Genomic DNA, 11,880 nt, shown 5'->3' with positions numbered 1-11,880 from the left:
AACGCTTCGCGACACCTTTACTACATCCCATATTGTTAAAGAACAGCCGACTTGCGTCGCTTGGCAATGCCAAATGAAAGCACTCAGCATTGAATGCTTTCATTTGGCTACCAACCAAGTAATCTCGTTACCCCGATCCTTGATCCAGGTAAGTGGTGGAGGATGACGGGATCGAACCGACGACCCCCTGCTTGCAAAGCAGGTGCTCTCCCAGCTGAGCTAATCCCCCGCGTGATAACTTGGTGGGTCTGGTAGGACTTGAACCTACGACCCCCGCCTTATCAAGACGGTGCTCTAACCACCTGAGCTACAGACCCTTGGCTGTAACAGCAAACAACCGATAAGTGTGAACGCTTGACTTGTGAACACAAGCCTCTGGAAAGGAGGTGATCCAGCCGCACCTTCCGATACGGCTACCTTGTTACGACTTCACCCCAGTCATGAACCCTGCCGTGGTAATCGCCCTCCTTGCGGTTAGGCTAACTACTTCTGGCAAAACCCACTCCCATGGTGTGACGGGCGGTGTGTACAAGACCCGGGAACGTATTCACCGCGGCATGCTGATCCGCGATTACTAGCGATTCCAGCTTCACGTAGTCGAGTTGCAGACTACGATCCGGACTACGATGCGTTTTCTGGGATTAGCTCCCCCTCGCGGGTTGGCAACCCTCTGTACGCACCATTGTATGACGTGTGAAGCCCTACCCATAAGGGCCATGAGGACTTGACGTCATCCCCACCTTCCTCCGGTTTGTCACCGGCAGTCTCTCTAGAGTGCCCTTGCGTAGCAACTAAAGATAAGGGTTGCGCTCGTTGCGGGACTTAACCCAACATCTCACGACACGAGCTGACGACAGCCATGCAGCACCTGTGTCCACTTTCTCTTTCGAGCACCTAATGCATCTCTGCTTCGTTAGTGGCATGTCAAGGGTAGGTAAGGTTTTTCGCGTTGCATCGAATTAATCCACATCATCCACCGCTTGTGCGGGTCCCCGTCAATTCCTTTGAGTTTTAATCTTGCGACCGTACTCCCCAGGCGGTCAACTTCACGCGTTAGCTACGTTACTGAAGAAATGAATCCCCAACAACTAGTTGACATCGTTTAGGGCGTGGACTACCAGGGTATCTAATCCTGTTTGCTCCCCACGCTTTCGTGCATGAGCGTCAGTGACGTCCCAGGGGGCTGCCTTCGCCATCGGTATTCCTCCACATCTCTACGCATTTCACTGCTACACGTGGAATTCTACCCCCCTCTGACATACTCTAGCCTTGCAGTCACAAGCGCAATTCCCAAGTTGAGCTCGGGGATTTCACGCCTGTCTTACAAAACCGCCTGCGCACGCTTTACGCCCAGTAATTCCGATTAACGCTCGCACCCTACGTATTACCGCGGCTGCTGGCACGTAGTTAGCCGGTGCTTATTCTTCCGGTACCGTCATCCGCCCCAGGTATTAACCAGAGCGTTTTCTTTCCGGACAAAAGTGCTTTACAACCCGAAGGCCTTCTTCACACACGCGGCATTGCTGGATCAGGGTTGCCCCCATTGTCCAAAATTCCCCACTGCTGCCTCCCGTAGGAGTCTGGGCCGTGTCTCAGTCCCAGTGTGGCTGATCGTCCTCTCAGACCAGCTACTGATCGTCGCCTTGGTGGGCCTTTACCCCACCAACTAGCTAATCAGACATCGGCCGCTCCTGCTGCGCGAGGCCTTTCGGTCCCCCGCTTTCACCCTCAGGTCGTATGCGGTATTAGCTAATCTTTCGACTAGTTATCCCCCACAACAGGGTACGTTCCGATGTATTACTCACCCGTTCGCCACTCGCCGCCAGACCGAAGTCCGCGCTGCCGTTCGACTTGCATGTGTAAGGCATGCCGCCAGCGTTCAATCTGAGCCAGGATCAAACTCTTCAGTTCAATCTCTGTGTGGTGCCGAAGCACCTCGCTCTTTCGAGCGGTCGCTCACTCTCAGAAAACTGACTGGCTCACGTCTCGCGACGCAAACCAACATGTTTTACTGTGCGAGCACTGATAACTTTTGAAGCATCACGCAGACCGAGGTCTCCGTGGCGTTCGCCATCAAGCGCCCACACTTATCGGTTGTTTGGTTGTTAAAGAACTTCAGCGCCGGCTTTGCCGTTCGCTGTCGCTGCGTCGTTTTCGTTGCAGCGGAGAAACGAGATTATCAAGGGTATTCCCTGATTCGTCAAGCGTTTCGGAGAATTTCTTTTTTTCTTCCGCCTGCGTTGCCCGGCGCAAAAAACCTTCAGTTATTCTCCCCCGCCGCCTTGATGCGTTCACCTGCAGCAGCGGGGAGCGAATATTAATGCTTCCACGTCGCGCTTGCAAGCAATTTTCAAAAGATGACTATAGGGCGCCCGATCGTCTTGCAGGCATGGGCTAGCGCTCCTGCGCCGGAACATCAACCCTCCATCGGCGGAAAGCGGACCACTCTGCACCAGGCAGGGAATTCAAGGGCCTCGCACAAACTCCACCCGGATGTTCATGCGAACCGCGTCCGCCACGGTCGGGAACCAGGTAGAGAAGCCAAATTCGCGACGGCTGACTTCTCCGGTCGCGGAGAAGGCGATTGCGTTATCGCGCTGCAGACTCACGCCCAGATCACTCGGTGCCACTGCCAGCCGGACCGGGTGGGTAATGCCGCGGATCGTGAGGTTGCCCAATAGCCAGCCAGTACCCTCACCGGTCAAGACAAAGCGCGTGCTGACGAAACTGATCTCAGGATAGCGATCCACGTCGAGCATACCGCTGCTCCGGATGATTGGTGACAGGAAGCGCGGACGCGCCTCGACGCTCGACGCATCGATCGTCACCGTGACACGGCCTGCCTCAAGTCCACCCTCCGCTCCCTCAAGCTGCGCATTCACGCGTTGAAATTGCATCTTGATCCGAGAGTTTGAGAACGCATCGACGTCAAGCGTAACGCTGGAATGCTGCAGGACATATCGGTCAGACCGCCCCTCCGTCTCGCTGAGCTGTGCGTGACCGACCGCAGTCGTCAGCGATATAACAGTCGCAAACGCAAGTTCTACGATCGCGTGCCCGCGGGTGGCACGGAACCAGGGTGGCGAATCGCGCACGGCGCCTCCTCGGCGGAAGAACAATGCCTGCGCTGAGTAAACACCCCGCCACCAGGCTTTATTCCCCCTACCACTTCCCCGAATGCCGAAAGATCGCCGGCTGGTCTTCTTGCGCTTCAGACCACCTGGTGAACCGCGCAAACTAGTCGCGCTTTATGCCCGCACCGGTTTCGAGTCGGATCTTGAGTTGCCGCACCGCTACAGCGGACTCCGCGTCGATCTATTCGCGTAGTGCCGCCCAGGGTCAATTTAAAGAGTACACAATTCCTGCCGGTTGGAGTCGCGGAACGAGGGCCATGATTCGGTTGATGGCGCCCAAGACTCTGCCGTCGGCCAGTGCCGAGGCAATCGTCCCTTCCTTCAGTGGCACAGGGACGCAACAAGGTCGGCGAGGACACCGTCTTCGTCGGCACGCTTCAGTACGCGAAGCGCGTCGAAGGTACCCCCATCGGAAAGTTGGGCATAGCCGTATCGGTCGCCCAGTTCGTCTAAAGCGTCGCCACGTGCCAGCAGGAGCAGCGTGAGACAGTAGCGCCCGTGAAGTTCGGCCAGGCTGCGCAAGTCTTCCATATCGGGAGGATGCCCTTCCACGCTGGGCAAGCCGTGCTCATCGATGGACGGGACAAGGATGGTCTCGTTGGGCGCATCTCCATCGGACTCAATCTCGACGAAACTGGTCTGGCCAGCCTCGGTGCGAAGGCACAGTACGTAGTGATTGCCGAAAATCTGCAGGCTTTCCTGAGCCATCGTCGTGGTTTCCTGGTCGAGTACTGAACGTAATCTACCAGAACCGGTTTGGGTGTCCGGAAAGCGACTGGATGCCGATAGCCGCCGCGGTTCTCGCTCGTCAGGAGGCAACGTTCGCCTTCCAAAGCACGAGCGCACAGGGAAGAGAGCCTACCCTGTCACACTCCTGGCGCCGGGATCGGCAAACGCGATCGTTCGTGCCGACACATGACTAGAATGCTTCGACAAAAATAAGGAGAGGCGAGTCCGGCTGACTGGCTCGCACTCTCCGCAACGCTTCACGAGCCGTACAGTGCCAGCGATCGCGCACGCGATCGCTGGCACTCCCCGGGGCGCACGGTCGGCGCGGTTACTGAGTCTTCGTCTTGTCTACGGATACCGCCTTGGCGGTCGCAGGATGCGCGGCCGGCGAGGTCGGCGCAACCGACGCCGTGGCACCTGCCTTTGTCTTATTGGCGTCGGTCTTTGCGTCAGCCGTCGGCGCTCCCGCTGCGGGCTTGGCCGCCGCCGCCTCGCCAGTCTTGCCTGTCTTGTGATGGCTCGCCTTGGCGGTCGACTTGTGGTGGGTGGTGCTGACATCGGCCTTGCCCTTGGTGGCCGTTACCTTGTCGTGGGTTGCTGCGCCTTGCGATGGCGTCGCGGAAGCTGGCACGCCAGTCTGCGCGAAAACGGTACCAACGAGGGCGGCGGAGGCGAGAGCAGCGAACAGCTTCTTCATGGCGGGAACTCCTGGGAGATTTTTTCAGCATCGACGACCGTGTCGTGCTTACCGGAAGAAACGGCGGCTGCTCTGCGAGAGTTGACCCGGAAGTCGTGACAATCCGTAAGTCTTGCAACTGCACTGCCGCGCGCAGATTGGGGCGGCCATGGGTCCTCATCTGCGGTCAAGGCTGGATCGCTTGCAATAGGGCCCTCGACACCTACCATAGAGCCGTCTATCAAGTCGGAGAGCGGCCATGGAACTCAGCGTCGTGCAGGTTTCGAAACCAGAGACCTGCAACTTCATTCTTGGTCAGTCGCACTTCATCAAGACTGTCGAGGATCTGCACGAGGCACTTGTGGGGACCGTTCCGGGTATTCACTTCGGTCTCGCGTTCTGCGAAGCCTCAGGCAAACGCCTGGTGCGGTGGTCGGGCACCGACGATGCCATGATCGATCTGGCCTGCCAGAATGCCATGGCCATCGCCGCCGGTCACACATTCCTGATCTTTCTGGGTGACGGTTTCTTCCCCGTGAACGTAATGGGCGCCGTGCGTGCGGTACCTGAGGTGTGCCGCATTTACTGCGCCACGGCCAACCCTGCGCAGGTCATCGTTGGCCAGACGGAACTGGGCAGAAGCATCCTGGGAGTGGTAGACGGTGCCTCACCGGTCGGCCTCGAGACCGAGGCAGATATCGCCGAACGCAAGGCATTGCTGCGGCACTTCGGCTACAAGCTCTGATCGCGATGTTGTACTCAACCCTGGGCGCGCCTCGCCGGGCTCAGGGGCTGCGAGATTACGCCCTTGCATTGAGCGCCCCATGAGGCACTTTAACGCCGATACTCAGTCAGCGCGCCGGGCACGGGATGCGACCGCGTGCACGGGTATCGCCGGATATGGTGTTTGCGGCCTATATCGCCAATAATGGTCGAACAGCCATGGCCGGACGGGGGGCGACCCATGCTTTATAGTCCCGACGCAATTCGCACGATCGCCCTGTTGGGGCACACGGGGGGCGGCAAGACCTCCCTGGTCGAAGCGTTGCTCCACAAGGGTGGTGCGCTGCACAGCCCTGGCAGTGTCGAGCGCGGCACGACAACCTGCGATTTCGATCCGCTTGAGCACAAATACCGCCATTCGCTCACCAGCGCGGTCGCCCACCTCCACTATCACGACACCCGCATCTACCTGCTCGACACGCCGGGCTATCCCGACTTCTCTGGCCTGTCGATGAGCGCCATGGCGGCGGTTGAAACCGCTGCCATCGTCATCAACGCCCAGACTGGCGTGGATATGGCGACGCGTCGCATGATGGCGTGGGCGCAGGCACGCAAGTTATGCCGGATGATCATCGTCAATGGCATTGACAAAGAGAAGGTGGATCTGCCGTCGCTGCTAGCTGACATTCAAGAGGCGTTCGGCAAGGAGTGCCTGCCGATCAATCTCCCAGCCCGGGGCGCCACCCAGGTCGTAGATTGCTTCTTCAACCCGGCGGGTGACGCCGATTTCCTGTCCGTGGCATCGGCTCATGAGGCTCTCGTCGATCAGGTCGTCGAGATGGACGCCGAATTGATGGAACGGTATCTCGAACAAGGCCAGCAAATCGCACCTGAACAGTTGCACGCACCATTCGAGCGGGCACTGCGCGAGGGCCATCTGGTGCCGATCTGCTTCACCTCGGCAACCAATGGCACCGGCGTCGCCGAACTGCTCGACGTATTCGTGCGGCTGCTGCCAAACCCGACCGAGGGAAATCCCCCGCTGTTTTCCCGTGACGCGGGTCAGCACCAGGTAACTGTTCGGGCCGAACCCGTGCCCGACAAACATGTGCTTGCGCATGTCTTCAAGATCACGATCGATCCGTACCTTGGCAAAATGGCGGTGTTCCGCATCCACCAAGGCACGATCACGCGCGACAGCCAGCTCTATATCGGCGAGGGTCGCCAGCCGTTCAAGGTCGCGCATCTATTGATGCTGCAGGGAAAGGAGCGCGTCGAGGTGCCACAGGCGGGTCCGGGCGACATCTGCGCCGTGGCAAAGATCGACGAGATCAACTTCGACGCCGTGCTGCATGACGCCAGTGAGGACGGCAACATCCACCTGGCACCGCTCGATTTCCCCACGCCGATCTACGGCTTGGCGATTGAGCCGGCGCGCCGGGGTAACGAGCAGCGCCTGTCCGAGCTACTACAGAAGCTCACAGCCGGCGACCCCTGCCTGCATATCGAACATCCAGCCGGCACCAATGAAACCGTCATACTTGGCCTGGGCGAGTTCCAGCTACGCTGTGCGCTGGAGCGCCTGACCGATCATTACAAGCTGGAGGTCGTGACGCGGCCGCCCAAGATCGCCTATCGGGAAACCATCGACGGCAAGGCTGAAGGACATCACCGCCACAAAAAGCAAACCGGGGGCGCCGGTCAGTTCGGCGAGGTGTTTCTTCGCGTCGAGCCGCTCCCCCGTGGCGCGGGCTTCGAGTTCGTTGATGCGGTCAAGGGGGGCGCCATTCCGGGCCAGTTCATTCCCGCTGTCGAGAAGGGCATCCGCCAGGTTCTAGACAGCGGCCCGCTGGCCGGCTTTCCCATGCAGGACGTGCGCGTCATCGTCTTCGATGGCAAGAGCCATTCCGTCGACTCGAAGGAAGTGGCCTTCGCCGTGGCAGGGCGCAAGGCCTTTGTCGACGCCGTGCTCAAGGCCCGGCCGAGCGTACTCGAGCCGATCGTGGATATCGAAGTGACGATGCCCGAGGCTGCAATGGGCGACATCATCAGCGACCTCTCGTCCAAACGCGGCCAGGTCCGCGGCACACGGAGCGCGGCCGGCAACAACGTCATCGTCGTGGGACAGGTACCGCTATCCGAACTCAACGACTACCAGTCGCGGGTGAACAGCATCACTGGGGGACACGGTCACTACGCGATGCAATTCAGCCACTACGAGCCCGTGCCGCCAACCCAGCAGGACCAGATGGCCTCGCAGCACAAGTCACGTGAGGACAACGCATCCTGAGTGATGGAGATCGACAACAGCGCCTCGACGCCTAGACAGCCTCCGAAGCCGATGCCGGCGCCATGACGATTGCGGACATCGTGAGGGTACTGCGGCGCGCGAACAGCCTGCGGACGCTCCAGATCGTGCCGATCGCACACAGTATTCCCGCCAGCACATCGACCAGATAGTGACCGCCTTGCGTTGGGGTGGAAGCTATCATCAAGGTATTCAACGCCGCCGCCCCTGCAAATGCGACGGGCATGCCTCGCAATGAATAGGTGCAGACAATCGCTACCATTGTGTGAAAGGACGGCATCGACACAAGCCCTTGCACTGGGTTCATCAGCGTCAGCACTCCATTTCGAAGCAGGCTGAAATCCGACACCGTTTCCGATGTTCCAGGGTCAGAGATACCAAAATGAACGAAAGCGCTCGAAGCCGGCAAAGCCGTGGACAGGAAAAGCAGCAGGATCTGGGAGATCATCAGTAGCGTGACGAACTCCGATAGCGCCGCTCGACGACGCGACAGACCCAGCACGACAGGGACCAGCAGCAATTGCAGGAAAAAGCTCACGTAAGCAAGCTTGAAGACATGCTGCACGGCTGGGCGCGCACGGACCCAGCGATAGAGCTCTACCCACTCGAATCCGAACGCACAGTCAATCTGTACCAGTATCCCATCGACCAGCGGTGCGCCAACGGTGGTGCATAGATACTGCAGCAGATTGCAGGCCGCAAAAAAACAGGCAAGAAGCGCGACCCAACTCAAGGTGTCAGAGACTTCGCGAAAGCGGAACCGTCCCGTCATCAACGCGTAGCGCGAAATCTTGCTGAAAATGGTGAGAACGGCCGCCAGGAATAGAAGCGCGAGCGCACAATGGCCGATGCCGAAAACGAACTCATTCGGAACGGCATACCCCCGTAACGACATCCATGCCCAATCAATGCCAATGATTATTGCCGTTACGCCCCAACCGGCCAGGTACCGGTGTGCTATCGATTGTCTTGCGCTGTGATCGACCCTTTGACTCTGAACGCTGCTTCCTGATGTTTTGAGATTCCCCGAGAAAAGCTGCGCCAATTTTGGCATCCCCCCTCCCTTTTAGCTAATGCGCTTCGTGTGGCGGCATTACATCCCTTTAGCGAATGCTCTCTTGAGATCCGGTGAGGGTATGTGCCTTCGCACACACATTGGCAAGGGCCGGGGCCAGGCGTGGTACGGCTGACAGCGGAGCGGCACGGCCCGCAGGAAAGATCCGCTTCGCACGCCGCGCAAAATCAGTCGACGATGTCCACCCCGACATAGTTGGCGGCATGCAACTTCAGCAGGCCGACAAACGCCTGGGCCTGACGGGTTGGCATGTCGAAGCGCGAGCGGACCAGGCTGAGCGTCAGTGGAATATGTTCGCGTAGCGGTCGCACTACCGTGCCGGGCCACCCTGCACGACCCACCGAGAATTCATCGACGATGGCGATGCCTGTACCTGCCCGTACCAGCGCACAAGCCAGTTCTGCCCGCTCGATATCCGCCTTGGCCCGCCATTCCACGCCCGCCTGCTCGAAGGCCGCCGATAGCAGCTGCCCAAACGGGATATGGCGTGCATACAGGACCAACGGATAGGCCGCCGCCTGCGTGAGCGAGACGGCAGCGTGTGCGGTCAGCGGATGGCCCTCCGGCATGATGCAGACCATGCGGCCTTGCGCGAATGGCTCGACCACAAGGTTGGGATGCTCGATCGGCAGCACAGACACCGCCAGCTCCGCCTTGCGGCCCAGCAGTTCGAGCGCCATGTCGGCCAGCAAGGTGGTGCGCATTGTCAGCCGGATTTGCGGATGCGCCTCCAGGAATGTGGCCACGACCGGCGGCAGGAAATTGAGGGCAAGGCTTGGGCTGGAGCACAGCTTGAGCGTGCCTTGCGGATTGGTAGCCAGATCCCGGGCAAACTCATCGATCCGGGAAGCTTCCTCGAACAGCGACCCGACTTCCTCGTACAGCATCTGGGCTTCGGCGGTGGGATGCAGCTTGCCTTTCACCCGTTCGAACAGCTTCAGCCCGAGGCTCTGCTCGGTATAGGCGACCAACCTGCTGACGGCCGGCTGCGAGATGCAGAGCAGGCTGGCCGCACCGTTCATCGATCCCGTCAGCATCACAGCCCGAAACACTTCCATCTGCCGCAGCTTGAATCTCATCGCGCCTCCAGCGCACCCTCATCGATAACCGAATGTTATAACCCGCAATCACCCGAGCATACGACAAAGCAGATAAAAACCCATAGCATCTTCCCCATGGAACGGGCCATCCCGGATACAAAAGAGACATACTCTGGAGGAGATGCATGCGTCGCAAAATTGGCTTTGTAGGCTTGGGGATGATGGGGTTGCCGATGCTGGAAAACCTGGCAACTGCCCCGGATCTCGACATTCAGGCATTCGACACCGCGGACGCGCCGTTTACCGCTCTGGCCGGCCTGCCCGCGTGGGGGGATACGCTGCACCGTGCGACGTCGCTGTCACAACTGGCAGAGTGCAGTATCGTTATCACGATGCTGCCCAACAGCCCCATCACCAACCAGGTCGTTGCGGGCAACAGCGAGCAGCGCGGACTCGTGGACATACTGTCGGCCGGCGCCACCATCATCGACATGGGGTCGTCGAATCCGGGCGACACGCGCAAGCTGGCTGACACGCTTGCGGCACGGCAGATTGCCCTGGTCGACGCGCCCGTATCCGGCGCCGTCGCCAAGGCACGCGCGGGCACGCTGGCGATCATGGCAGGGGGCGATCCCGCACACGTGGCAGTGGCACGCCCCCTGCTCGAGTACATGGGCGAGACCCTGATCGAAACCGGCGCGGTGGGCTCTGCGCATGCGATGAAGGCGCTCAACAACTATGTCTATGCAGCGGGGTTGCTGGCCGCTTCCGAGGCGATGCTGATTGCGCAACGCATGGACCTGAACGCCGACGTCTTCGCGCGCGTCCTGAACGCATCGAGCGGACGCAACGTCGCCACCGAGACCAAGCTCGCCCAGTTCATCATCCCGCGCACGTTCAACGCCGGCTTCGCGCTGCGCCTGCAGGCCAAGGACCTGGCCACCGCCGCCGGCTTGCAGGCCTTGGCCGATGTCGATGCGCCCCAGCTGACGCTCTGCGCGTCGCTCTGGAAGCAGGCCACCGATACGCTTGACGCACGTGCCGACAATACCGAGATCATCCGGTACCTGGAAAGCATGCAGGCGGGCACTGTCGCGTCCTGACGGCGACGCGGGCAACATTGATGGCGCGCCCCCAAAGCGCGGTATCCACCGGCATGGCGCCGGATAAAAAATACGATTCTGGAGACAACATGATCAACCTGTACCGTGGCATGGCCGCGGCGGTGGCCTTCACCGTGAGCGCCGCCTCCCTGGCAGCGGGCTATCCCGACCGGCCGATCCGCATGGTCGTGCCCTTCCCGGCGGGCAGTATTACCGACGTGGTGGCGCGCGCCCTGGCCGAGCCCATGTCGCACGATCTGGGGCAACCCTTTGTCATCGACAACAAACCCGGTGCCAACGGCATCATCGGCACGCAGCAGGCGGCCCAGAGCAAGCCCGACGGCTACACGATCGTGATCGTCGGCGTCACGACGGCGGCCAGCAACGTCAGCCTGTTCAAGAAGCTGCCTTATGACCCGGTCAAGGATCTCCAGCCCCTGGGCGGCGTTGCGGAAACGCCGTACCTGCTGGTCGGCGCACCGGCCGCGCCGGGCAAGAACGTGGGCGATGTCTTTCAATACGCACGTCAGAACCCGGGCAAGCTGACCTACGGCTACGGTTCGGGCAGCGCGCAGGTATTCGGCGCCAAGCTTGCACATATGGGCAAGTCCGAAATCGTCCAGGTGCCATACAAGGGCGGTCCGCAGGCCCTGACCGACGTGATGGGCGGCATTGTCACGCTGACATTTACCGACTTCGCCAATGGCTTGCAGCAGGCGCGTGCCGGCAAGGTAAAGATCTACGGCGTCAGCACGCGGGATCGCTTCCCGCTGGCCGCCGACATCCCGACGCTGAATGAATCCGGCGCCCCGGGTTTTGACCTGACGGTCTGGTTCGGCCTGATGGCACCGAGTGGCCTGCCCGACGATGTCGCGCGCAAGCTCTCGGCGTCACTGGACAAGGCGCTTGCCAATGAAGACCTGATCCGTCGCTTTGCCCAGCAGGGGCTGACCCCGAAACGGCAGCCGGCCGCGCAGTTCGGCCCGTTCGTCAAGTCCGAAATCGGCAAATGGGCCACGATCGTCAAGGAAGTCGGCATTACGCCGGAATAAGTGCCATCGCCCTTGCAGCGCGCCCTCTGCCCCCTTACCC

At 60.2% G+C, this 11,880-nt stretch carries 10 protein-coding genes, 2 tRNA genes and 1 rRNA gene; 5 read left to right on the top strand and 8 right to left on the bottom strand.

Features of this window, described 5'->3' with window-relative positions; genetic code table 11:
• Window positions 1–153 precede the first annotated feature (153 nt).
• The 3 genes from ACOABP_RS29275 to ACOABP_RS29265 form a co-directional block, all read right to left on the bottom strand.
• Window positions 154–229: transfer RNA gene (locus tag ACOABP_RS29275), tRNA-Ala, on the bottom strand.
• 11 nt (window positions 230–240) lie between these two features.
• Window positions 241–317: transfer RNA gene (locus tag ACOABP_RS29270), tRNA-Ile, on the bottom strand.
• 62 nt (window positions 318–379) lie between these two features.
• A 16S ribosomal RNA gene (locus ACOABP_RS29265) occupies window positions 380–1,911 on the bottom strand.
• Between the two features lie 149 nt (window positions 1,912–2,060).
• Between ACOABP_RS29265 and ACOABP_RS29260 the strand changes: the two genes are divergently transcribed.
• A complete protein-coding gene (locus tag ACOABP_RS29260) occupies window positions 2,061–2,321 on the top strand; it encodes a hypothetical protein (protein WP_474231286.1) in 261 nt (86 codons plus the stop codon).
• Between the two features lie 144 nt (window positions 2,322–2,465).
• Here ACOABP_RS29260 and ACOABP_RS29255 read toward each other — a convergent pair whose 3' ends face one another.
• The 3 genes from ACOABP_RS29255 to ACOABP_RS29245 all read right to left on the bottom strand — a co-directional run bounded on the left by ACOABP_RS29255 (window position 2,466) and on the right by ACOABP_RS29245 (window position 4,560).
• Window positions 2,466–3,095, bottom strand: coding sequence for a YceI family protein (locus tag ACOABP_RS29255; RefSeq protein ID WP_474231285.1), 630 nt, complete (start codon window positions 3,093–3,095; stop codon window positions 2,466–2,468).
• A 360-nt stretch (window positions 3,096–3,455) separates the two neighbouring features.
• On the bottom strand, window positions 3,456–3,842 hold the full coding sequence (locus ACOABP_RS29250) for a hypothetical protein (protein WP_474231284.1): 387 nt from the start codon (window positions 3,840–3,842) through the stop codon (window positions 3,456–3,458).
• Window positions 3,843–4,191: 349 nt separating this feature from the next.
• A complete protein-coding gene (locus ACOABP_RS29245; protein WP_474231283.1) occupies window positions 4,192–4,560 on the bottom strand; it encodes a hypothetical protein in 369 nt (122 codons plus the stop codon).
• A 238-nt stretch (window positions 4,561–4,798) separates the two neighbouring features.
• On the opposite strand from ACOABP_RS29245, the gene ACOABP_RS29240 reads away from it, so the two are divergent.
• On the top strand, window positions 4,799–5,284 hold the full coding sequence (locus ACOABP_RS29240) for an adenosine-specific kinase (RefSeq protein WP_474231282.1): 486 nt from the start codon (window positions 4,799–4,801) through the stop codon (window positions 5,282–5,284).
• Between the two features lie 219 nt (window positions 5,285–5,503).
• Entirely contained in the window at window positions 5,504–7,552 is a 2,049-nt protein-coding gene (gene fusA / locus ACOABP_RS29235; protein ID WP_474231281.1) for an elongation factor G, read from the top strand.
• A 31-nt stretch (window positions 7,553–7,583) separates the two neighbouring features.
• On the opposite strand, the gene ACOABP_RS29230 is transcribed toward fusA, so the two are convergent.
• Together ACOABP_RS29230 and ACOABP_RS29225 are read right to left on the bottom strand one after the other, a co-directional pair.
• Window positions 7,584–8,624 carry a phosphatase PAP2 family protein gene (locus ACOABP_RS29230; protein WP_474231280.1) on the bottom strand — a complete coding sequence of 347 codons (1,041 nt, stop codon included), beginning with the start codon at window positions 8,622–8,624 and terminating at the stop codon, window positions 7,584–7,586.
• 188 nt (window positions 8,625–8,812) lie between these two features.
• Window positions 8,813–9,724 (bottom strand): LysR substrate-binding domain-containing protein, encoded by a 912-nt coding sequence (locus tag ACOABP_RS29225; protein WP_474231279.1) that lies wholly within the window; start codon window positions 9,722–9,724, stop codon window positions 8,813–8,815.
• 146 nt (window positions 9,725–9,870) lie between these two features.
• On the opposite strand from ACOABP_RS29225, the gene ACOABP_RS29220 reads away from it, so the two are divergent.
• Together ACOABP_RS29220 and ACOABP_RS29215 are read left to right on the top strand one after the other, a co-directional pair.
• The gene (locus ACOABP_RS29220; protein ID WP_474231278.1) at window positions 9,871–10,788 is read left to right on the top strand and encodes an NAD(P)-dependent oxidoreductase; all 918 of its coding nucleotides are present in this window, start codon (window positions 9,871–9,873) and stop codon (window positions 10,786–10,788) included.
• 98 nt (window positions 10,789–10,886) lie between these two features.
• Window positions 10,887–11,840: a Bug family tripartite tricarboxylate transporter substrate binding protein gene (locus ACOABP_RS29215; RefSeq protein WP_474231401.1), complete on the top strand. Its 954-nt coding sequence runs from the start codon at window positions 10,887–10,889 to the stop codon at window positions 11,838–11,840.
• Window positions 11,841–11,880: the final 40 nt, after the last annotated feature.

The organism is Cupriavidus sp. HE11, from assembly GCF_056097175.1.
The sequence above is the reverse complement of the archived record's forward strand: the minus strand, read 5'-3'. Positions and strand labels throughout refer to the sequence as shown.

What these genes read in the sequence shown, in the direction of transcription:
- ACOABP_RS29250 (WP_474231284.1), bottom strand. Translation starts at nt 3,842, where the DNA reads ATGGCTCAGGAAAGCCTGCAGATTTTCGGCAATCACTACGTACTGTGC.
- ACOABP_RS29245 (WP_474231283.1), bottom strand. Translation starts at nt 4,560, where the DNA reads ATGAAGAAGCTGTTCGCTGCTCTCGCCTCCGCCGCCCTCGTTGGTACC.
- ACOABP_RS29240 (WP_474231282.1), top strand. Translation starts at nt 4,799, where the DNA reads ATGGAACTCAGCGTCGTGCAGGTTTCGAAACCAGAGACCTGCAACTTC.
- fusA (WP_474231281.1), top strand. Translation starts at nt 5,504, where the DNA reads ATGCTTTATAGTCCCGACGCAATTCGCACGATCGCCCTGTTGGGGCAC.
- ACOABP_RS29230 (WP_474231280.1), bottom strand. Translation starts at nt 8,624, where the DNA reads ATGCCAAAATTGGCGCAGCTTTTCTCGGGGAATCTCAAAACATCAGGA.
- ACOABP_RS29225 (WP_474231279.1), bottom strand. Translation starts at nt 9,724, where the DNA reads ATGAGATTCAAGCTGCGGCAGATGGAAGTGTTTCGGGCTGTGATGCTG.
- ACOABP_RS29220 (WP_474231278.1), top strand. Translation starts at nt 9,871, where the DNA reads ATGCGTCGCAAAATTGGCTTTGTAGGCTTGGGGATGATGGGGTTGCCG.